Genomic DNA, 22461 nt, shown 5'->3' on the forward strand with positions numbered 1-22461 from the left:
TTCGTGAGCGGTGGTGCGGATGGAGCGGGTGGTGCGGTCACTGTTTGACGCTTCCGGCGGTCAGGCCCGACTGCCAGTAGCGCTGCATCACCAGGAACACGGCCATGATCGGGATGACCATGAGCAGCGAGCCGGTGAGGACGAGGTTGAAGATGGGGACGCCGCCTGCCGTCTGCGACTGGGCGTTCCACTGGTTCAGGCCCACCGTGAGGGGATACAGGCCGGGCTTGTTGAGCATGACCAGCGGCAGGAAGTAGTTGTTCCAGGTCTGCACGACCGCGAACAGCAGCACCGTGATCATGCCGGGGCGCAGCAGCCGCAGCGCGATGGACAGGAAGATCCGCAATTCCCGGGCGCCGTCCACCCGGGCGGCCTCGAGCAGTTCGACCGGGATCGCGTCCCGGGCGAATATCCACATCAGGTAGAGCCCGAACGGGTTGATCAGCGACGGGATGATGATCGCCCAGTAGGTGTTGACCAGGCCCATCTTGCTGAACATCAGGAAGGTCGGGACCACCAGGATCGTGGCCGGGATCGCCACGGCCCCGAGCACGATCGCGAGCACGCCGCGCTTGCCCGGGAACTCGAACCGCGCCAGTCCATAGCCGGCCAGCGTGGCCAGGACGGTCGCTCCGCCGGCGCCCGCCGCGACGTAGAGCAGCGTGTTGCCGAACCAGTGCACGAACTCGTCACCGTTGTAGGTGAGGGTCTGCTTGACGTTGTCGAAGAGCGAGAAGTGCCCGCCGAACCAGAGCCCGTTGGTGCTGAACAGGTTCGACTCCGACTTGGAGGCGTTGACGACCAGCCAGAACAACGGGAACAGCGAGTAGATCAGGCCGAGCGTCATCACGATCGTGAGCGTCGGAGACTTGCGCCGCTTGTTCGGGTTCCACGCCTTGCGGGACCGGCGGGCCGGGCGCGCGGCGCCGCGGGCGGAGCGGTGGGCTTCGGTCACGGCCATCTCAGGCTCCCTGCTTGCGCTGGCCGAGGCGCTGGACGAGGTAGGCGACGATCACCGTCAGCAGGCCCATGACGATGGCGATGGTGGCCGAGTAGTTGTACTCCTGGCCGTTGAAGGACAGGTTGTAGGCGTACCAGTTGGGCGTGTACGCGCTGCCGATCTGGTCCTTGGCGATCGGGTAGAGCACGGCCGGCTCGGTGAACAGCTGGAAGCTGCCGATGATCGAGAAGACGGTGGCCAACAGCATCGCCGGGCGCAGCGCCGGGAGCTTGATATGCCAGATGATCCGCCACGCCCCGGCGTTGTCGAGTTCCGCGGCCTCGTAGATGTCGTGCGGGATCACCCGCAGCGCGGAGTAGAAGATCAGCATGTTGTAGCCGACGTACTCCCAGGTGACGATGTTGCCGATGGCCGGGAGCATCAGCGAGTTGCCGAGCGGGTCGGGCAGGTTGACGTGGAACCAGCGGTCGAACTCGCTGACCAGGCCGAACTGCGTGCCGTACATGAAGCCCCACATCAGCGCGCCGACGACGGCGGGCACCGCATAGGGCAGGAAGACGGCGATCCGGTACAGCGGCGTCCAGTGCAGGCGTGCGCTGTCGACGGCGAAGGCCACGGCCAGCGCCAGGACCAGCATCACCGGCACCTGCACGACCAGGAACAGCGCCACCCGCTCGAAGCCGGCCCAGAACTGCGGGTCCTTGAACGCCTCGGTGTAGTTGGCGAAGCCCGCGAACCGGTTGCCGCCGATGAGCTTGTCCTGGAACAGGCTCAGGTAGACGGCGTAGACGATCGGGGCGACCAGCGCGAACAGGAAGACCAGGAAGAAGGGGGCGACGAAGCCCCATCCCGTCCAGCGCGCGCGAAGCCGCCCCCGCCGTATCCGGCGTCGGGCTCCGGCGGCGCCGGCGTCACTGCCGGTCTCCGGTGTCAGCACTGTCATGGTCCATCCCGCGTTCGAGCCGATGTTCACGTCAACATGACGCTGGGGACGCTACCATGTTTACGTAACCATGCCCACCGGACCGCGCATCACAAGACGGCAACGGGGGCGCAGTGAAGCTGAGCCGAGCGAAGGGAAGGCCGTGACCTCGCAGGAATCCGCCCGTCGGGGCAGGCAGCCCTCGATGGGGGACGTGGCCAAGCACGCCGGGGTCTCCTCGCAGACCGTCTCCCGGGTCTCCAACGGCCACGCGAACGTGGATCCGGCCACCCGGCAACGGGTGATCGACTCGATGCAGGCGCTGGGCTACCGCCCCAACTCGGCCGCGCGGGCGCTGCGGCTCGGCCGTTTCCGCACCATAGGCGTGATCATGTTCACCCTGCGCACGTTCGGCAACATGCGCACGCTGGACGCGATCGCCACCGAGGCGGCGGGCGCCGACTACTCGGTGACCCTGATCCCGGTGCGGGCGGCCACGATGGACCAGGTCTCCGGCGCGTACAGCCGGCTGAGCGAGGCGGCCGTGGACGGGGTGATCATCATCTTCGAGGCGCACCTGCTGGACGAAGCAGAGTTCACCCTGCCGCCCGGCCTGCCGGTGGTCGTCATCGACTCCAACGCGGGCCACCAGTACACCGTCGTCGACACCGACCAGGCGGACGGCGCGCGGCAGGCCACCGAGCACCTGCTCGGCCTCGGCCACCGCCAGGTCTGGCACATCGCCGGCCCGCAGACCTCGTTCTCGGCCGGCCACCGAGTGGAGTCCTGGCAGCGCACGCTGCGCGAAGCCGGAATCGAGCCGCCGCCGGTGCTGCACGGCGACTGGTCCACCGAATCAGGGCACAGGCACGGCCTGACCCTGGGCCGGGACCCGGAGGTGACGGCGATCTTCGCCGGAAACGACCAGATGGCGCTCGGCGCCATGCGAGCGCTGCACGAGCTCGGCCGGGAAGTGCCCGGCGACATCAGCATCGTGGGCTTCGACGACCTCGAAGAAGCCCACTCCTTCTGGCCGCCGCTGACCACGATCCGGCAGGACTTCGGCGAGGTCGGCCGGCAGGCGATACAGCATCTGCTGCGCAAGGTAGGCGGCGAGGACGACGGCGGCAACGAGCGGGTCACCGTGCCCACGCGCCTGATCGTGCGGGAGAGCACCGCGCCGCCGAAGCACTGAACCAGCGTGCTTCGACGGCGCGGTGGCCGAACCGGATCCCGGCTCAGCTGGCCGGGCAGAGGTCCATCGGCAGCACCCCCGCACCGGTGATGGTGGCCACCGCCGAGTGGATGGTCACCGGATCCGCGGACCAGATGCGGAAGTCGGCCTGGTTGTTCATGGCCTCGCTGACCGCGGCGTCGGGCAGGTTGAAGGTGACGGTCTTCCAGGTGTTCGTGTTCGTATTCGTCACCGAGCCGGCTCCGGTGTAGGCGCTGCCGCCGTGCATCGCGTACTGCAGCTGCCAGTTGTTCGTGCCGGTGTCGTAGTACTCGAAGGTGACGGTGGCGGCGTAGTCGCCCGTGCCGACGAGTCGCTTGTCGACCTGGAAGTACATGTTCAGGTCGCCCGGCGCGCTCTCGGTGGTCTGGCGGGCGGTCATGCCGTCGACGGTGACCGGGGTGGTCGTGCCGTCACCGCCTTCCTGCTGGATCAGACCATTGTCGGTGTTGGTGGTGTCGAGCGTCGTGCACACGGTCGCCGTGTCGCCGGGGCCGATCACCGCCACAGGGACGGTGAGCGTCGGCAGCGGCACGTCCTGCGGATCGCTCAGTGCGAAGCCGACCTGGCTGAAGCCCTGCGGCGCGTCGGCTGCGACGTCGAAGGACACTGTGACGGTCGCAGTGTCTCCGGAGACCTGCGCGGTTCCGGACGCCGGGCTCACCGTGACGCCTTCCGGCGGCTGCGCCGTCCAGTGCAGCTGCCGGATCTTGCCGGCCTCGTCGCCGTATGCGCCGACGCCGAGGGTGAAGGTGAGCGTCGCCGAGTCGGAGGAGCCGGCGGTTGCGGTCAGGCCGGCCGGGTCGCTCGCCACCGACGAAGGCACCACGCCGGTCGGGAAGCTCGTCTTACCCGCCGGGTAGGACGGCGGCGCGTCCTGCGCCGAGGCCGCCCACCTGGTGTTCGGCGTCGCGGAGATGCCGACGCCGATCGAGGTCCGCTGCCCCGAACCCGCGCCGCCGACCAGGTCGGAGGCCGGGATCCAGGCCTTCTGCCAGTTCCGGCCGTCGATCGACATGCTGCTGACATAGCCCTGGTCAGATGCGCCGGGCGCGGTGATCGAGAGCTGATGCGAGGGCAGGTTCAGGTGCACCACCGGGAAGATCGGCGCACTGAGCGCGAGCACCGGGGCGCCCGGGGTCTCGGGATACATCCCGAGCGCGCCCCAGACGTACCAGGAGCTGGTCGCGCCGAGGTCGTCGTTTCCGGGCTCGCCTGCAGGCGTGTCCGCGTAGACGTCGTCGAGCAGCGCGTGCACCTCGGCCTGCGTCTTGTACGGGGCTCCGGCGTAGTCGTAGACCCAGGGTGCGAGCATGTCGACCTCGTTGCCGGCCCAGTAGTACGGCGAGTCGGGGCCGGCCTGGTCCTGCTGGAAGAAGGTGTCGAGGCGCGAGACCGTCGCCGTGTCGCCTCCCAGCGCACCGATCAGGCCATTGAGGTTCTGCGGCACCGAGAAGAGGTACTGCGCCGCATTGCCTTCCTGGAAGCCCGATTGGCCGAACGAACCGAGTCCGTCGCTGACCGGGTTTCCGGTCGGGAAGGCGCCGGACGCGTCGCGCGGCTGGAGGAAGCCCGAGTCGACGTTGTAGATGTTCGTCCAGTTCTGCGATCTGGTCAGGAACTGCTCGGCCGTGGACCTGCGGCCGAGATCCCCGGCGAACTGGGAGATGGCGAAGTCGTCGGTGGCGTACTCGAGGGTGAGCGAGGCGCCGTCCGGTACTGCCGAGCCGGAGCTTGCCGCGTCGTTCACCACGTACCCGTCCTTGAGGTACGTGTCGAGGCCGGGTCGCTCCTCATAAGTGCCCTGACCGAGGTCGCTGCTGTCGGACGCGTCCTGCACGACGGAGGCGCCCTTGACCATCGCGGACAGCGCGCCCGCGGTGTCGAAGTCGCGGGCGCCGAACGCGTAGGCCTCGGCGATGATCGCGTCGGCCGAATCGCCGCCCATCATGCCCGTGTAGCCGTTGGCCACCGGCCACTTCGGCAGCCAGCCGCCCTGCTTCGCATCGTTGACCAGGGACTGCATCATCGCGCTGGTCTGTTTCGGCGCCAATACGGCGAGTAAGGGCACTTCATCGCGGTAGATGTCCCAGCCGGAGAACGTCGTGTACTGAGCCTGCCCGGCGGCGGTGCGGTGGACCTTGTCGTCCATGCCCATGTAGTCGCCGTTCGCGTCGCTGAACGTGCTCGGCTCGAGCAGCGCGTGGTAGAGCGCGGTGTAGAACTCTGCCTGTTGCGCGTGCGTGCCGCCACCGATCTCGATCTCCGAGAGCAGCTTGCGCCACTGGCTGCGGGTCTGCGCGGCCACCGCCGAAACGCTCCAGCCGTGCTGTTCGGCCCGCAGGTTCGCCTGCGCGTCGGCCACGCTGACGTAGCTGACCGAGACCCGCATGCCTACGGTCGCCGAGGTGCTGGTGTCGAATCCGACGTAGGCACCGGAATTCGAGCCGGTCGCGCTCGTGCTTCCGGCGTTGACGGTCGAGCCGTTCCAGGTGCCCTCACTCGTGAACGGGCGGTTGAACTGGGCGGCGAAGTAGACCGTGGACTTGTTCGGCATGTCGCAGAACTTGCCCTCGGTGATGGAGCCGGTGACCTGGTCGTCGCCGACGATCGAGACGTCCGCGTCGTTCACGAACGCTTGCGAGTCACCCACCTTGAACAGCACGTTCGCGGTGGATCCGGCCGGGTAGGTGAAGGAGCCGAGCCCGGTCCGCGTGGTCGCGGCGAGGTCGACACCGATGGCGGAGGATCCGGTGCCGATCGTGGTGGAGTAGGAGCCGGGCGCGGCCGTCTCGTCCGCGTGGCTGAACGGTGCGGTGGTCGAGGTCGGATTCGTGCCGATGGTGCCCACGGTGGGCAGGATCGGCAGGTCCCCGGCGATGCCGCAGCCGGCGCCGGAGACGTGCGTGACGCTGAATCCGATCGTGGACGAGTCGGTGTAGGCGTAGCCGCCGGCCGACGGGCGCGAGGTGGTGTCCGGGCTCCAGTTGAGCATGCCGAACGGGGCCGAGGCGCCCGGATACGAGTTGACCGGGCCGACCACGCCGCCGCCGTCACCGGTGCCGATGAACGGGTCGACCAGCGCGGTCGGGTCGCCGACGGTCTGCGGGAGCGCGGCCGCCGCCGCGGTCTGGACCCCGGCGCCGAGCACGCCGAGGCTCAGCGTCGCGGCGGCCAGGGCCGCTACGCCGTGTCGAAGGGTTCGGTGTCGGATGGCGCGTTGTCGATGGGTGCTGCGCATTCTTCTCTCCATTTTCCCGGCTCAGTCGCCGACCGCGGCGGCGAACACGTGGATCGGCTGCGTCCCCGCGGCGGGCAGCGTCACGGATTGCACGGTCTTGCCGTCTTCGAGGGCCACCGAGTCGTAGAACACTGAGGCCTTCCACGGCGTGGTGCTGCCCTGTGTCTGGAAGTTGCCGTACGCCGAGGTCGCGGCGACCTGACCGCCGGTATACGGGCTCGTACCCGCCCAGTCGCCGAACCCGAGCGTGAACTGCTGCGTGCTGCCGTCGGTGTAGGTGATCGTGGCGGTGCCGGAGGCCGTTCCGTTGGCGGCGATGCCCAGGAACCCGAGCGTGCTGCCGCTGCCGGTGACGCTGAACGACTGTCCGGCGGCCTCGATGTTTTCGGGGGTGCCCGCTGCGGCGGCGGGCCAGGTGAAGACGGTTCCGTTGAAGGTGAAGGCGGATCCCGGCGTGAGCCCGGCAGCGGCGAGTGCCTCGGCCGACAGGCTGTTGCCGCCGCCGTCGATGCCGCCGTTGAGGTCACTCGGGTTGTGGTCGGCGTCGTCGGTGACGGAGACGTTGTCGAAGCCGTCAGCCAGGGAGGCGTACGGAATCTGCGTCTGCGCACCGGAGATTCCGGCCTGGGTGCCGCCGACCTCTTCGGTCACCCCGATCACCTGCGAACCGGGCTGCTGACCGGCCGGCACGGAGACCGTCCAGGTGGTGCTGGCGGTCGCTCCGGCCGCGACCGAGTCGAATGTGTCAGGACTCGTGTTCGTCGCGGTCCAGCCGCCGGGAAGGGCGAGCGCCATGGAGACGTCGCTGAGCGCCGCGGAGGACGGGTTCGTCACCGTGGTCGTCACCGTGCCGCTGCCACCGGCCTGGATGGTGAGCGGCGCGGCTACGGACAGGTTGTCCGACTTGATCGAGACCGCGAAGACGTGCATCGCCGGGATGCCGCCCTGCGGGTTCGGATTGCCCTGCGGGAGAGTGATCCACTTGACCGTCTTGGCCGGATCCAGAGTCACCGGGAAGTAGTCGATCGTGGTCTGCCACCCGGTCTTGTTTCCCGGCTGGCTGCCGTAGGGGGCACGGATGGCGACGTCTCCCCCGGTCGGCGCAGTGCCGTTGGCCCAGTCACCGAAGCCGACCGTGTAAGGCTGAGTGGAGCCGTCGGTGTAGGTGATCGTGCCGGTGCCGGTGATCGGACCCCAGGTGCTGGTGCCGAGGAAGCCGAGAGTGGATCCGGACCCTGATAGGTCGATGGTCTGGCCGGCCGCGACAACGTTGTCAGCTTGCCCGATCTGAGTGTCCGGCCAGGCGAAGGTGAGGCCGTCGTGCACGAGCGCGACGCCCGGGGTGACGCCGACGCTGGCCAGTGCCTGCTGCGAGTAGCTGGCACCCGCGCCGTCGAGGTTGGCGCCGCCGCGGTTGCTGTCGCTGGTGATCGCGTCGTTGTTGTACGCGGCCGCGAACGACGCGAAGGGCACGTCGGTCTGCGCGTATCCGGTGCTGTCGTGGGCGCCGCCGACAGTGGCGTCGGCATTGAGGGTGAAGGTGCCGGCCTGCCCGGCCGGGATCGTCACCGCCCACGTGGTGCTGGCGGTCTGGCCCGCGGCGACCTTGGCGAAGCTGCTCGGGCTGGTGGCCGTGGCGCTCCACCCGCTGGGCAGGTCCAGGTTCATCGCGACGTTGCGCACGGTGGCGCCGCCCGCGGGTGCGGTGTTGGTGAAGGTCGTCGTCACGGTCGTCGCGCCGCCCGCCGAGGAGAGCGCGGGCAGACTGACACCGACCTTGTGCCCGACCGAGATCGCGGTCGAGCCGCTGACCCCGTTGACTGTCACGGTGATCGTGGCAGCGCCGTCGCCGACCGCGGTCACCAGTCCCTTGGGACTGACCGTGGCCACCGAGCGGTCGCTGCTGCGGTAGCTGACGTGCGAGGTGGAGAGATCGGCGAAGCTGCCGTCGGTGTTCGCCGCCTCGACGATGTCGTCCGCGGTGACGTCCATGTTCCGGCCCTGCGAAACCGAGCCGGTTCCGGTGGTGTCGTCCTGGATCCACGGGTTCTTGCCGGTCAGGTCGAGCGTCTGGCCGACCTGGAAGCCGGTCTGGTCCGGCTGCACGGTCACGGTCTGCACGACCGGCTTGAGCGCGCCGTTCACCTTGACGTCCGCGGTGCCCTTGATGTCGGCCGCGCTGGCGCCGACTTCGAACGCGTAGGTGCCGTCGTAGACGACGTCGTTCATCGAGGTCGGGTCCCAGATCTCCAGGCTGGAGGCGGGAACCGTGAGCGTGACGCGCTGGCTCTGACCGGGCTTGAGCACGTTGGTCTTCTGGAAGCCGACGAGCTGCTCCTTCGGGAAGCTCACGCCGGACTGCTGGAACTGCGCTGCCGCGTAGAGCTGCGCGACGGTGGTGCCGGCGACCTTGCCGGTGTTGGTGACGGTCAGGCTCACGTGCGCGTTGCCGTTGGCGTTGACCGTCCGATCGGCGTGCACGTTCGAGTAGCTGAAGTCCGAGTAGCTCAGGCCGTAGCCGAACGGGTAGGTCGGCGTGCCGGTGAAGTACATGTAGGTGCGCCCGAGACCGCCGGTCTCGTCCGCGGTCAGGCCATAATCGCTCATCGCAGGAAGTTGCGAGTCGTCGGCGTACCAGGTGAAGTCGAGGTGCCCGTCAGGGTTCTGCTTGCCGAAGAGCACGTCGGCCAGCGCGGTGCCCTGGCTCTCGCCGTTGTAACCGCTGTAGACGATCGCCGGGAAGTCACCCTGCACGTCGTCGATGGTCACCGGGCCGTCGGACTGGATCGCGAGCACCATGTTCGGGTTGCCGACCGCGTTGACCTGCTGGATCAGCGAGTCGTAGTCGCCGGGCATGGCGATCGTGGTGCGGTCCGTACCTTCGGTGGCGAGGGTCGTGTCGGTGCCGACGAACACGATCACCGCGTCGGCGGACTTGACGTCGGCGAGCGTCTGCGCGGAGCAGGAGGCCGCGCCGGTCGTGGTGGTGGAGGTGCCGCAGCCGTCGTAGACGACCTGGGCGCCGGGGTTGGCGGCCTGCACCTGCGCGGTGATCCCCTGCACGGCGTCGACCTGCAGCGAGGGGTCGCCGGAGTAGTCGCCGAGGGTCACCGTGCCGGCCAGATTGCCGACGATCACGATCTTGTTGGTGGCCTTGGGATTGAGCGGCAGCAGAGCCTTACCGGCGCCGCTGGCGGGCTGGTTCTTGAGCAGCACCACCGAGTTGTCCGCGACCGTGGTGGCGAGCTGCTGGTGCGCCGGGCTCTGGATCACGGACTTGTTGATGCTGGTGTACGAATTGTGTGAGGCCGAGTCGAACTCGCCGGTCTCCATCCGCACCGTGAACAGCTGTACCAACGCGTTGTCGATGACGTTCTCACTCAACGCCCCGGCCTTGATCGCGGCCTCGATGTTCGACAGCGTGTTCTCGCCGCCGGCGCAGTTCAGGTCCGTGCCGGCGCGCAACGCGTAGGCCTGACCGCCCGCCTGCGAGGGCACGGTGGCTCCGGTCGCGGTGTTCGTCCAGGTGCCGGTGGCGCCGCCGTTGTCGGTGGTCCAGCCAGGCGGTGCCCAGTCGTGGCCGGACGGGAAGTTCAGGTACGTCGTCCCGATCGCGCCGCAGTCGGAGGTGATGTAGCCGTCGAACCCGTACGTGCGCTGGGCCAACAGGTTCGTGGTGTACGTGTCGGCCACCGACGGCGTGCCGTTGATCGCGTTGTACGAGGTCATCAAGCCGGAGACGTGCGCGTCCTGGATCAGGCTCGCGAACTGCTTGGTGTAGTAGTCGCGCAGGTCGACGTCACTGACGTCGGACGAGATGCCGGTGCGGTTGTCCTCGACGTCGTTGAGGGCGTAGTGCTTGGCCGTCGCGGCGACCTTGAGGTAGCCGTTCTCGGACTTGCCGCTCGGGGTATTGCCTTCGTAGCCGTCGACGAACGCGTCGGACATCTCAGAGACCAGATACGGATCCTCGCCGAAGGCTTCGTCGGTGCGGCCCCAGCGCGGATCGCGGTCGAGGTTCACGGTGGGAGCCCAGAAGGTGAGCGACCCGTAGTCCGAGGCCGAGGGACCGAGGTTGTTCTGCCCGGTGCCGTAGAGCGACTTGTCCAGGAAGCCGCGTGCCTCATCCGAGATCGCGGTGGTCTCCTGGTAGACGAGGCTCGGATCCCAGGACATGGTCGAAGCGAAGTTGGTCGGGAAGCTGGTCGCCCGGACCGCTCCCCCGTTCCCGTTGTTGACCTGGTTCGCGCCCAGGGTGTTGACGCCGTGCTGGCCTTCGCTCCAGTACGTGTACTGCTGCACGCCGAGCCGGGGAATCGCCGGCGCGCTGTTCGTGCTCAGCTGCGCCACCTTCTCCGGCAGCGTCATCCGCGAGACCAGGTCGGCCGCGCGTTCCTGTGGGGTGTAGTGGGTGTCGAGGTAGATCGGCAGCGGGGCCGACCTCCCGCCGTCCGTGCTGGCCGCGTGGGCGCCCGTGGGGGCGCCTATCGCGACCGCCGCGGCGACCGCCACGGCGCTCAGTACGTGAATGCCCTTCGGCCCGCGCGGCCGTCTTTCGCGCAGCATGCTGCCTCCGCCGTTGGAGTACCTGGGGATGCCCGGCGGGCCGAGACCCGTCGGGCACTGTTCGCAGGATTCTGCCGTCCTTGGTCAAAAGTCAAGCGATTCCCGAGATTCCGGAACAGAGTTTCTCCTCGCGCGAACCCGAATCAGGTCAACCGCAGACAAAGTCCTGCGCCTCCCGGTACCGTGACCACGTGCACTCCGATGACCAGACCACGTTCGCCTCGGCCGAGGCGCCCATCAGCCTGACCGACCTCGGCCGGGTCCGGGTGCTACGCGCGCTGGTCGAGCGCCAGCAGCTGACCCGCTCCGAGATCGTCGGCCGCACCGGCCTGGCCCGGGCGACCGTGGGCTCCGTCATCTACGACCTGATGAACGCGGGCCTGGTCCGGGAGACCGCCGGGACGGGCCCGGCCGGCCCGGTCGGCACCCGCAGCGGCCGCCCGCCGCAGCTGCTCTCGCTCGAACCGACCGCCGGCTACGCCCTCGGCCTCGACATCGGGCACGACCACGTCCGCGCGGTTCTGACTGATGTCATCGGAACCGTGTGCTGGGACCGGTCCGAGCCGCTGGCCGTCGACGCGGAGCCCGAGCACACCCTGCAGACCGCGTGCGCCCTGGTCGAGGCGGCGGTGGCGGAGAGCGCCGTGCCGCGCGAGCGGATCCTCGGACTGGGCGCCGGCATCGCCTGCCCGGTGGACAAGGACGGCCGGAACCTCTACGCCGACGGCATCATGCAGGGCTGGGTCGGCATCCGCCCGCTGGACGAGCTGGCCGAGCGCACCGGCCTGCCGGTGCAGATCGTCAACGACGCCAACGCCGGGGTGCTCGCCGAGCAGCGCTACGGCGCCGCCCGCGGCCACGACAACGTGCTCTACCTGCGGCTGTCCTCCGGCATCGGCGCCGGCGCCATCTGCGACGGCCGGATGCTGCTCGGCCACGGCGGCATCGCGGGCGAGCTCGGCCACGTCATCGTCGAACCCCGCGGCCTGCTCTGCCGGTGCGGGAACCGCGGCTGTCTGGAGACGGTGGCCTCGCCGCCGGCGATCGCCGCGCTGCTCGAACGCAGCTGGGGCCGGCCGGTGCACGCCGCCGACCTGCCCGGGCTCATCACCGCCCGCGACCGCGGCGCCCTGCGCGCGATCGAGGACGCGGGCGACGCCGTCGGCCGGGCGCTGGCCATCGCCGTGATGCTGCTCAACCCGCGGGTGATCGTGGTCGGCGGCGAGCTGGCGGTGGCCACCGAGGCGCTGTTCGAGCCGATCCGGCGCGCCATCGCCCGCAACACGATGGCGTGCCACGCCGACACCCTGACCATCGTGCGCAGCGCGCTGGGCGACAGCGCCGGCGTGCGCGGAGCGGCGGCCCTGGTGCTCGAACGCGTCCCGGAGACCCTGGCCGTCGCGCCCGCGACCACCTCGTGAACCGCGCGCGCGAATAAGTGCCCTGCGAGCAGGACCGGACTATCATGTACAACCGTGGAGAATCTCGAGAAGAGAAGCAGCATTCTGACGGGCGTCGTCTTCGAAGCGCTGGACGTGGACGCACTCGAGGCCTTCTGGCTGGAGGCGACGCGCGGCGAAACCGACGGCCTGCAGCTCACCTTCGTGCCCGCCGAGGCGCCTAAGACGGTCAAGAACCGGCTGCACCTCGACCTCGCCGGTGGCCCGGACTGGCCGGCCGAGGTGCAACGGCTCGAAGCACTCGGCGCACGCAAGACGGACATCGGTCAGGGGGATGTCCCTTGGGACGTTTTGGCAGACCCGGAGGGCAACGAGTTCTGCGTGCTGCGCCCCGGCCATCGAAGCGTGCGCCATGAATCAGGGCTCGTGCAGATCTGCCTCGACGTCGCGGAAGACGATTGGGCCGCGCAGCATGCCTTCTGGCGTGCCGAGTCCGGATGGGACGCGTACCCCTTCCACCCGCTCATGGACTGCCTTCGCCGCACCGAAGACAGCCGGGTCGCACTGATCACGGGCCCGCCCGCGGCCCCGAAGGCCGGCCGCAACCGCGTACGGCTGGTGCTGACCGGCGGCGACCGGGAGCCCGGCACGTTCGTCGACCCCGGCGACAACGAATTCGAAGTGGCCTGAGCGACCGCCCGGCGGCGGCTTCGAAACTTTCAGCGCGGGAATGGAACACACCCGGACCGAAAGTTCCGGGATGACCTGCGGCGGGGCCGCGGCAGCGCCGGGGCGCGGTTTGTCGATCGCAGTGTTCGAAATTACGGTGCCCCCTGGTTCGCTGCCCGACACCCACCGGGCAGCGCCCGAATCGGGCCCCCAGGAGGTCATCGTGATCATCGCTTCTCGGAGGGCGGTGTTCGGCGCCGCGGGAGCGCTCGCGGCACTGACCGCCCTCTCGCTCGCGCTCGCCACCGGCTCCGCCACCGCCGCCGTCGCACCGGCCGCCGCGTTCAGCGGCGCGGTCGGCTTCGGCGCGTCCGCCACCGGCGGCACCGGCGACAGCGTCTACCACGTCACCAACCTGAACGACTCCGGCAGCGGATCGTTCCGCGACGCGGTCAGCTCCTCCAACCGGATCGTCGACTTCTCCGTCGGCGGGTACATCAGCCTCTCCTCCGCCGTCTCGGTGGCCAGCAACATCACCATCGAGGGAGACACGGCGCCCGGCCAGGGCATCGGGATCATGGGGCGCGAGGTGTCGTTCGCCAACTCCAAGAACGACATCGTGCGCTACGTCCGCTTCCGCCAGGGCACGCTGGACTCGGACAGCGGCAAGTCCAGCCTCAGCCTGTCCGACGCCGGCACCATGATCTTCGACCACGTCTCGATCGAGTTCGGCCAGTGGGACGACGTCGACGCGGTCGGCGCGACGAACATCACCTTCCAGAACTCGCTGATCGCCGACCCGATCGGCCAGCAGTTCGGCGCGCACACCGAGACCGGGCCGTTCACCTGGTACCACGACGTCTTCGCCAACTCGCACAACCGCAACCCGCTGGCCAAGGACGACACCCAGTTCCTCGACAGCGTCGACTACAACTATCAGGCGGCTTACACCGCCGGGAACACCGGCGCGGTCTACACGCACGACATCGTCGACGACTACTTCATCGCCGGCCCGTCCACCACCAGCGCGTCCGACGACTTCTACCAGATGAACTCGCAGAAGGTGTACTCGAGCGGGAACCTGTTGGACTCCAACAAGAACGGCTCCGCCGACGGGTCCTCGATCTCCCTCGGCGGCGGCGCCGTCGCGCTGAGCGCGCCGTGGGCGTCGACGACCACTTCCATCGCGACGCAGAGCGCCCACAGCGCCTACACCTGGCTTCTGACCAATGTCGGCGACCTGCCGCACGACTCCGTCGACAGCCTGGTGGTCGCCGACGTCTCGTCGGCCGGCACCAGCGGCCACCTGTGGACCAGCCAGACCCAGACCGGTCTCGGCAATGACGGGTACGGCACCATCACCGGCTGAAGGCTGACGCCGACCCGATCCAGCGATGCGGGCCCTGACGACTGCCATCGTCAGGGCCCGTATCCGCTCTCAGCTCAGCTGAGCGGCCACAACTGGTTCGAGCCTCCGTTGCAGGTCCACAGATCGATCTTCGTGCCGTTGGCCGTGCCCTGGCCGTAGACGTCTAGGCAGAGACCTGATTCGGTGTTCGTGACGCTGCCGTCGGGATGCGCCTGCCACTGCTGATTGCTGCCGCCGCTGCAGGTGTTGATGTCCACGATCGTGCCGGCAGCCTTGCCGGACTGATACGCCTCAAGGCACTTGGAGCCGTAGACACCGATCGTGCCGTTCACGTTCAGCGTGTACTCCTGGTTGCTGCCCGCGTTGCAGGTCCAGATGTCGAGCTGCGTGCCGTTCGTCGTGCTCGAACTCGGCACGTCGAGGCACTTGCCCGACTGGCTGCCGACGAGTTCGTGCGCGGCCGTGCCCGCACTGCCCGGCGCGCCGCTGCTGTTGAGAACGTAGGTGGTGACGCTCTGGGCCGGCACGCTCGCGCTGATGGTGCCGCCGGAGATGCTCGGCGCGCCCACGCTCGCCAGGTTCTGGCTCGCCGAGGTCTGATACGCACCAGCCGACGTGACCGTGCCGGAGCCGAGGTTGAGCGAGAGCGTCGTCGCAGACGTGTTCGTGTTCGTCGCCACGACCGTCCACTGGTTGTTCGCCCAGAAAGCCATCGTCTGCACGCCAGACGGAGATCCGCTCACGCCGTAGCGCACCGCGCCGGGGCGGACGTAGCGGCTGTACTGGCCGAGCACATAGAAGCGCTTCGTCAGGTACAGCGTCTGATTGCCATCGCTGGCGAAGTTCGGGTCGTAGTAGATCAGGCCGTCGTTCCAGCCCGAACTGTTGATGCTGGTGGCGCAACTGCCGCTCGTGGACGGGTTGCAGCCCATCGCGCTCGACAGGGCGGTCCACCACTGGAAGGCGCTGTCGTCGGCGTAGGAGAAGTCGGTGTAGATGTAGTTCGCCAGCGTCAAACCGCCGGTGATGGTCGGATCGTACTGCGCGCCGTAGCTGCCGCCGGTGACCTGACAGCAGATCTCCGAGGCCCACACCGGCTTGTTGTTGACGTCGCCCAGCGCGCCGACCTGCTCGAGGGCGCTGTTGGACGGGTAGTTGTAGGTGTGGTGCGCGATGGCCGCGGTGTAGCCCGGCGCGCTGCTGTCCGCCAGCCAGGTCGGGGCCTCGGAGAGCAGCTGCGTGGTCTGGCTCGACTCGTCCGCGATCACCTTGGTGGACAACCCGGCGCTGCTCATGGCGGAACCGACCGCGTCGATCACCCCGGCCCGGTTCGCAGCGGGCACAGCCATACCCTCCTGGCCGCACGAGCTGAAGCTGTCGTCCGGCTCGTTCATCGGGCTGACCTGGCTGATCTTCACACCCTGCGAGGCGAAGTGGCTGACCACGGTCGCCAGGTAGGTGCCGTAAGCCGCGTCATCGGCGGTGTTGATGTTGCCGCCGCAGTCCTTGCCGTTCGTCGTGTACTGACTCGGTGCGCTGTTGACGAAGCCGATGATGTCAGGCACCCCGTCGGCCGAAGCGGCCTTCAGGAAGTACTGGCCGCCGGGATCGGCGTTCCAGTTGTAGGTCCCACTGGTGCTCAGAAAGCTCTGCGGCGCGCGGTCAGCGGTGGTAACGCCCACCCCGCCGCCGCCGATGTTGTACCGGTACTGACTCAGGTCGATGCCGCTGCTGGTGAACAGCAGGCTGGCGGCCTGGCTCTGCGCGCTGGAGCTGAAGTTCTCCAAGTCGTCGACCCACCACGCCCCGGACGCGGCGAAGCCGGCGATCGTCTGGGCGGGCGCGGTGACGATCGCGGTGGTGGTGGCGGCCTGAGCGGGCGCAGGCGCGAGGGCGAGCATGCCGGAAGTGCCGAGAGCGAGCACCAGCGCGCCGCCGAGTGCAGTGGACCTCGTGTTGCGTGGGTATGTCCGTGATCTCATGATGAGCACCCCATTAATTCGGGCGTGAAATATCTCGCGCGGAACGTAGAGCGACGGCAGAGTACTGTCAAGGGGCGGGCGCGCAGGGCGTAGGGTGCACGACGGCACGGTGACGGCGTCAGCAGGAAGGGCACAGCATGCGCTGGGGCGCTGGCTCCATCTCCGGGGACGGCACCCGAACCGCGGTGCTCGCCCTCCTCGCCCGCCGCGGCCCCCTCAGCCGCGCCGAGATCGCGGAGTCGCTCGAGCTCAGCCCGGCGACGGTCACCTCCAGCACCCGAAGACTCCTGGCCGAAGGCCTGATCGCCGAGCAGGAGCCGCGCGTCACCCAATCCGGAAGACCCTCGATCCCCCTGCGCCTCATCCCATGGTCAGCCCACGCGATCGGCGTCCAGGTCGCACTGGAGCACATCTCGCTAGTGCTGGCCCGCCTAGACGGCGCCGTCGTGGACGGCTCGACCTGGCCCTTCAACCCCGCCGCCCCCAAGGCACTGGACCGCCTGATCGGCCTGATCCAAGCCCAAATGGGCCAAGCCGCCCGCCAGCGCCGTCCACTGCTAGGCGTAGGCGTGGCAGTGCCTGGCGCAGTAGACCCAGACTCCGGCACGTTGCGCATGTCGGTAAGACTGGGCTGGAACGGCATGCCGTTAGCCACAAAGCTGCGCACAGCGCTGCGCGTCCCGGTATTCGTGGACAACGACATCAGCGCCGTCACGGTGGCGGAGCGCCTGTACGGCCCAAGCGCCGACTGCGCAGACTTCCTCGTGGTAGCGATCGGCCAAGGCATCGGCCTCGGTCTAGTCCTCGACGGCGCCCCCTACCGCGGCGCAGCAGGAGCAGCCGGCGAATTCGGCCACCTCCCAATCCTCCCCGACGGCACAGAATGCGCATGCGGCAACCGCGGCTGCCTAGAAACCCAAGCCAGCACAGAAGCCCTAACCCGCCGAGCCAAAGAAGCCAACCTGATCCCCCCACAAGCCGGCGTCAGCGACCTCGGCGCCCTGGCCGCAGCCGGCAACCCGCACGCACGCGAGCTATTCGCCGAAGCCGGCGAAATGCTCGGCCGCGCCCTAGCCGGCGTCGTCAACATCCTGGGGACGAGCACGGTGGTCGTGGTCGGAGAAATCACCCAGCTCTGGGACCACGTGCAAGCCTCCTTCGACTCTGCACTTGCCGCCCACCTGCTGCCCTACCTCCGCAACACCCGCATCGAGGTCCGTCCGTGGGACGACCGCCTCATCGCCGTAGCCGCCGCCGGAGTAGCACTCTGCGCGCCCCTCGCCGCCCCCCGCCAGCGCTAACCCACCGGGCACCGGCACGCATCCGCCGGGTAGCTTCACTCCATCGCATGGGTGGAGGATCCTGTCGCCATGACCGAAGCCTCGATGGTGTGGGATCCGACGTCATGCAATTCGACGGCCTTCTCGGCCCGCGACAACGACGAGAAGTGGACCGATAGGCACTGGATGAACGTGCCCGGCCCCTTCTACACAGGCGTCACGGACAACTGCTGGACCGGCAGGTTGCATGCTCCGCGCCACATTCTGTACGGCGGTGACTTCTACAACGAGTTCGTCTACCGCCAGCCGAGGTCCCGCGAGGAAGTCGAGTCCCTGATAGTCGCCGCCGAGCAGGACCCCTGCTACGGCTACGCCTGCGACGGGGACTCGCGCTGGACCCCTGATGCTGTCCGCGGCTGGTGGCGCGATCGTGGACTGGTTCGAGAGCACCTCGAGGCGCTGCTCACCGAGTGGAGCGCCGAGGCGCCAGGAAGTCAGGAGACTGAGGCCGCTGAAGGCGTCCGCGACTTCCTCGGATACCTGGCCGGCGATCTGAAGGCCGACCTGCGGGCATACATCTACCGCCTGGAACAGGGCCGATACCCGGACGCCGACGCCCGGCTGCCGAGGCTGCGGATGTGGCACTGGCCGAAGATCGCGAGGCGCGGCCTGCCGCATTGATCCGGCCTGGGCAAAGTCTGCTACGTCCTCGAGGCACCTTCGCCTGGCTCCGCAGCATGCCCTGCTCCTGCGCCCGCCGACAGCCACGAAGCCTTACTCAGCGCGAGTAGCCAATCCATCCATGGGTTCTAAGCCGCTCATCCAATCAGACTACTCAGCAAGTGGATGATGAGTCGGGCTGCCATGTCTGGTTCGTCCGCCAGGCCTCCCAGTGCGTCGTAGGCGGGAAACGACGTCACGGCCCGCATACCCGCCAGAACGGCGTCGCGCGGCAGCACAGCCTGGTGGTGGTCCGCCGTCAACATTCGGCCGAGCAGCGCATCGAATTGGTCGGTTCGCCACTGCTCGCGCCGGGCGAGATTCGCGGCGATATCCGCGTCGATCGCGGCGTGCGCGAACAGCGGGCGCAGTACCGCGCGTTCGGTGTGCCAGAACCGGCAGGTGTGCTCGATGACGAAGTTCAGCGCCTGCTGCGGAGTCATCTCCTGCGTGCTGCTCAGCAGCCGATCCATGCCGGCCCGCTCGGTCAGTTCCGTCAGGACCGCGTCGAGCAGGCCAGCCTTGGAAGCGACCTGGTTGTACACGGTCACCCGCGTCACCCCCGCCCTGCCCGCCACCGCTTCGAGGGTGAACCCGCTCCACGGCCCCTCGGCCAGCAGTTCCCGCGCCGCATCGATCAAGGCCCGACGGGTCGCGGCGGTCGAGGCGGCCCGCTTTCCCTGACTGCGCACCCTCGCGCCTCCTTCATTTCACTTGACTCCACGTCAAGCGAGTGGCTATACATCAAGTATAGCGAAAGGTGATCCATGACGACGACCCAGACCCAGCCGGACTCCGACGCCGGCGCCCGCGTGCTCATCGAGTTCGGCGGGCTGCCCGGCACCGGCAAGTCCACCCTCGCCCGGCATCTGGCCCTACGCAGCGGCGCCGTACTGCTGCGGGTGGACGAGATCGAGGCGGCCATGCGTCGCAACGGCTTGACCCCCGAGCAGACCGGCGTCGCCGCCTACAGCGTCGCGCACGATCTGGCAGCCAGCCACCTGCGCCGCGGCATGACCGTCATCGCGGACGCCGTCAACCCAGTCGAGGCGGCCCGGGCCGGCTGGCGGAACCTGGCCCGCGAATGCGGAGCCCGTCATCTGATCATCGAGACCCAGTGCCCGGACCCCGCCGAACACCGAAACCGTGTCGAGCGCCGCGCCACGTCTCCCGCCGACGACGAGCTGCCCGGCTGGTCCCACCCGACGTGGCCGGAAGTACAACTCCGCGCCGAGGAATACCAACCACGCTTCTACAACCGACTCGTGGTCGACACCACGGCCTCCGTAGACGAGTGTCACGAGCTGGTCGCACAGTACGTGGGCCTATGACGGCTCACCCGGCTCGCGCGACAACCACGCGGACGCGTCCATTTTCTAGCTGGCAGAAGGCAGCTCTATCTCCGACTACCCGTCGAGGATTACGCTCCGCGGCCCTCACAAGCCCAGCGACCTCACCACACGTAACTCACGTAGTGTCAGGTTCGCCTCCCCGCTGCAACTAAGTGATCGGCCGAAGGTCTGGCCGGCGTGGAAGGCGTGCCAGATCGAGGCAGCCGGTGAGGCTGTTGTCCTTTCATCCCCCGCCCTCGGCGTAGAGGTAGACGACCGGGTCGCCCGCGGCCTGGTCGATGGTGACGGTGCCACCGCCGGTGTCCTGGTCGTTCGCAACGCTGTAGGCATAGACCGCGTATCTGCTTGAGTCATCGAACTGCCACGGGACCAGTTCCCCGCCGTACTCCGTGTTCCACAGCGCCTCGGCGCCCTTGTCTTGCTTGGTGGCGTGGAGTTTCTCCAGGAACTCGGCGACCTCGGCCGGGGAGTCGGCGAAGCGCAAAAGAATGCGTCGCCGCCGTTAAAGGCTCCCGGATCGATGTAGAAACGCACACCCTGAGCGTCGGTGGGCATCGGGAGTCGATACCAGGACAACCCCTGGTCGAAAGTCGTGACCCCGGGCCCGGGCTGCATGAGCGAGCACCCCTGCTGCTCGTACGCTCGCGGATCGACGGGAAAGGGGCACAGCCCGAGGGCGCGCGGCAGATAGGTCCAGGCGGCCCAGACCACCAGGACCACAGCGACGACACAGGCCGACAGCACGGTTATCAGGCGTCTACGACGTGAGGCCATCACTTCGGAGGAGACGTAGTCGACGTGTGTACGGTTGCTGTCAATCACACGGCAGCTTGGCGAGCGCGATGTGCCGGCTGCGATGCTGGAGGTCGATGCAGCGCTGGTCATCGAGCACGCCGGGATCTCGCTGATCACGGACAAAGGCTCGCCGGGCGCACCTTCGAGCGCGACCTGGCCGAGCACGGTGACACACTGCTGCGCCCCTCCGCAAGCGCGAGCGCGACCGCGGCGGCGAACCGCTACTCCAAGAAGGTGCGCCAACTGTTCGAGTCGGTCAACGACACTCTCAAAGGCCCGCTCGATCTCGAACGCCATGGTGGCCAGAGCGTCGAGGACGTCGCCATCCGCGTCGCCCAACGCGTGCTGGCCCTGGCCGCTGCGATCTGGCACGACTTCCACACCCGCAGACCGCCAGCCGATCACTCACCGCCTACGACCGTTAGGAACAGGTCGTCTACGTCATCCGTCTGCGCCAGACGTCGTCATCCCCGACTACGCCCAGACGACGAGAGCCCCACTTCAAGGCAGGATCCTGCGCCACCATCCCGTGCCACTCGCCCGTCGCTGGTACCGCATCAAGCTGAGCTCGCCCGCCGGAGCAGGTCGCGTTGGCACTCTTGACACGAGAGTGCCAACTCTGATGTCGTTGGCACTCTCAATGGGAGAGTGCCAACCGTGAGGAGTCCGGGATGGCGTCACTGGCGCTGGGCGCACCGTATAGGCGGCTATGGTCGGCCACGCTGCTATCCAACCTGGGCGACGGAGTCCGCTCAGCGGCATTTCCGCTCCTAGCGGCGAGCTTGACCCACGACCCGATATCGATCTCCGCTATGGCCGTCGCCGCTCAGCTTCCCGGCATCCTCCTGGCGTTGCCGGCCGGATCGCTGGCCGACCGCTTCGAGCGTCGCCGCCTAGTTATCGCGGCCGACGCCATCCGGCTCGCCTTCCTGCTGGGACTCATCGGCCTTATCGCCTCCGGCTGGGCGACGATGAGCGTCTTGTACGTCGTCGTATTCGTCTCCGGTGCCACCGACGTAGTCCGCGCCACCGCCGCCAGCACCCTGGTGCCGTCCATCGTGCCGCTCGAGCATTTGGACCGCGCCAACGGCCGACTGGTCACCGCCGAGATCGCCGGCAACGAGTTCATCGGACCACCGCTGGGCGGCTTCCTGTTCGGCATCGCACTGGTACTGCCGTTCGCCATCAACGGTGGAACGCTGGCAATCGCAGTCGCCCTCGTCGCCTGCATCCCCGCGCTCCTTCAAACCCCCGAACAGGCAGCCGCGGCCACAGCCGGATCCCCCCAAGAACCGACCGGCGGCGGCCTGCAGTGGCTACGCAGACACCGCGACTTCTGGCCGGTCCCCGCGACCAGCGCCGCGCTGGCCATGACCGACAGCGCCTGGTTCACCCTTCTCGTGCTCTACGTCCAACAGGTCTTGCATCTCAGCGCCGCCTGGTACGGAATACTCCTCGGCGTAGGAGCCGTCGGCGGCCTCAGCGGCGGATTCTTCGCCGCCGCCCTCACGCGGCGCATCGGACCGAGAATCACCACGATGGCCTGCCTGGGACTGGCCGCGGCCGGCCAACTGGCTCTGGCCACCACGAGCTCTGTGATCCTCACAGCCGCCGTCCTGGCCACCAGCAGCATGGCCTTCGCCATCTGGAACGTGCAGGCGCGAACGACCATCCAACGCACCGTGCCCACGCATCTGCTGGGGCGAGTGATCAGCATCAACCGCGCCGTCATCACCGCGGCCTCCCTCGCCGGAGCCGGCCTCGGCGGCATCACCGCGAGCCGCCTCGGACTCCACGCCCCGTTCCTCCTCGGAGTACCGGTCTTGATCGTCGCCGGCGCTCTCATCGCCACAAGCCGTACGACCTCCGCCAACTAAGTCATATAAGCCCTCTTTCCCCAATCAACCCGATTCCACATCTTTTGTCACCAGCACCACCTACAATTGAAGTACACGGTCGAACATGGACCA

15 protein-coding genes and 1 pseudogene are annotated in these 22461 nt (G+C 68.3%); 9 read left to right on the forward strand and 7 right to left on the reverse strand.

Going from position 1 to position 22461, the window contains the following annotated elements; translation table 11 throughout:
• Positions 1–37: 37 nt before the first annotated feature.
• The gene (locus tag ACTRO_RS18435) at positions 38–961 is read right to left on the reverse strand and encodes a carbohydrate ABC transporter permease (protein WP_034264639.1); all 924 of its coding nucleotides are present in this window, start codon (positions 959–961) and stop codon (positions 38–40) included.
• A 1-nt stretch (position 962) separates the two neighbouring features.
• Entirely contained in the window at positions 963–1904 is a 942-nt protein-coding gene (locus ACTRO_RS18440) for a carbohydrate ABC transporter permease (RefSeq protein WP_034264643.1), read from the reverse strand.
• Between the two features lie 184 nt (positions 1905–2088).
• Here ACTRO_RS18440 and ACTRO_RS18445 point away from each other — a divergent pair, with 184 nt between their 5' ends.
• Complete coding sequence (locus ACTRO_RS18445) at positions 2089–3078, forward strand: substrate-binding domain-containing protein (RefSeq protein ID WP_051452427.1); 990 nt, start codon at positions 2089–2091, stop codon at positions 3076–3078.
• A gap of 43 nt (positions 3079–3121) precedes the next feature.
• Here ACTRO_RS18445 and ACTRO_RS18450 read toward each other — a convergent pair whose 3' ends face one another.
• Together ACTRO_RS18450 and ACTRO_RS18455 are read right to left on the reverse strand one after the other, a co-directional pair.
• Positions 3122–6358 carry a GH92 family glycosyl hydrolase gene (locus ACTRO_RS18450; protein WP_051451019.1) on the reverse strand — a complete coding sequence of 1079 codons (3237 nt, stop codon included), beginning with the start codon at positions 6356–6358 and terminating at the stop codon, positions 3122–3124.
• Positions 6359–6379: 21 nt separating this feature from the next.
• Positions 6380–10924 (reverse strand): glycoside hydrolase family 3 C-terminal domain-containing protein, encoded by a 4545-nt coding sequence (locus ACTRO_RS18455; RefSeq protein ID WP_034264649.1) that lies wholly within the window; start codon positions 10922–10924, stop codon positions 6380–6382.
• A 191-nt stretch (positions 10925–11115) separates the two neighbouring features.
• Here ACTRO_RS18455 and ACTRO_RS18460 point away from each other — a divergent pair, with 191 nt between their 5' ends.
• The 3 genes from ACTRO_RS18460 (at position 11116) to ACTRO_RS18470 (ending at position 14362) form a co-directional block, all read left to right on the forward strand.
• A complete protein-coding gene (locus ACTRO_RS18460) occupies positions 11116–12345 on the forward strand; it encodes an ROK family protein (RefSeq protein WP_051451020.1) in 1230 nt (409 codons plus the stop codon).
• 54 nt (positions 12346–12399) lie between these two features.
• Complete coding sequence (locus ACTRO_RS18465; protein ID WP_211244321.1) at positions 12400–13014, forward strand: VOC family protein; 615 nt, start codon at positions 12400–12402, stop codon at positions 13012–13014.
• A 202-nt stretch (positions 13015–13216) separates the two neighbouring features.
• The gene (locus tag ACTRO_RS18470) at positions 13217–14362 is read left to right on the forward strand and encodes a hypothetical protein (RefSeq protein WP_157436324.1); all 1146 of its coding nucleotides are present in this window, start codon (positions 13217–13219) and stop codon (positions 14360–14362) included.
• Between the two features lie 74 nt (positions 14363–14436).
• Here ACTRO_RS18470 and ACTRO_RS18475 read toward each other — a convergent pair whose 3' ends face one another.
• Positions 14437–16344 carry a glycoside hydrolase gene (locus ACTRO_RS18475; protein ID WP_034275459.1) on the reverse strand — a complete coding sequence of 636 codons (1908 nt, stop codon included), beginning with the start codon at positions 16342–16344 and terminating at the stop codon, positions 14437–14439.
• Positions 16345–16481: 137 nt separating this feature from the next.
• On the opposite strand from ACTRO_RS18475, the gene ACTRO_RS18480 reads away from it, so the two are divergent.
• Together ACTRO_RS18480 and ACTRO_RS18485 are read left to right on the forward strand one after the other, a co-directional pair.
• Positions 16482–17645 carry an ROK family transcriptional regulator gene (locus tag ACTRO_RS18480; protein WP_051451023.1) on the forward strand — a complete coding sequence of 388 codons (1164 nt, stop codon included), beginning with the start codon at positions 16482–16484 and terminating at the stop codon, positions 17643–17645.
• Positions 17646–17714: 69 nt separating this feature from the next.
• The gene (locus tag ACTRO_RS18485) at positions 17715–18305 is read left to right on the forward strand and encodes a hypothetical protein (RefSeq protein ID WP_211244322.1); all 591 of its coding nucleotides are present in this window, start codon (positions 17715–17717) and stop codon (positions 18303–18305) included.
• Between the two features lie 137 nt (positions 18306–18442).
• Here the strand turns inward: ACTRO_RS18485 and ACTRO_RS18490 are convergent, their stop codons facing one another.
• A complete protein-coding gene (locus ACTRO_RS18490; RefSeq protein ID WP_051451024.1) occupies positions 18443–19036 on the reverse strand; it encodes a TetR/AcrR family transcriptional regulator in 594 nt (197 codons plus the stop codon).
• Between the two features lie 75 nt (positions 19037–19111).
• Here ACTRO_RS18490 and ACTRO_RS18495 point away from each other — a divergent pair, with 75 nt between their 5' ends.
• Positions 19112–19675, forward strand: a complete 564-nt coding sequence (locus ACTRO_RS18495; protein ID WP_051451025.1) for a P-loop nucleotide/nucleoside kinase family protein — start codon at positions 19112–19114, stop codon at positions 19673–19675.
• Positions 19676–19919: 244 nt separating this feature from the next.
• Here ACTRO_RS18495 and ACTRO_RS18500 read toward each other — a convergent pair whose 3' ends face one another.
• Positions 19920–20180, reverse strand: coding sequence for a hypothetical protein (locus ACTRO_RS18500; protein ID WP_034264653.1), 261 nt, complete (start codon positions 20178–20180; stop codon positions 19920–19922).
• Positions 20181–20522: 342 nt separating this feature from the next.
• Between ACTRO_RS18500 and ACTRO_RS51470 the strand changes: the two are divergent.
• Positions 20523–20916: pseudogene (locus ACTRO_RS51470) on the forward strand (IS982 family transposase); the annotation flags it as partial.
• A 246-nt stretch (positions 20917–21162) separates the two neighbouring features.
• A complete protein-coding gene (locus ACTRO_RS18505) occupies positions 21163–22368 on the forward strand; it encodes an MFS transporter (RefSeq protein ID WP_034264657.1) in 1206 nt (401 codons plus the stop codon).
• Positions 22369–22461: the final 93 nt, after the last annotated feature.

Origin of the sequence: Actinospica robiniae DSM 44927, assembly GCF_000504285.1 — a bacterium.
Classification (GTDB): Bacteria; Actinomycetota; Actinomycetes; order Streptomycetales; family Catenulisporaceae; genus Actinospica; species Actinospica robiniae.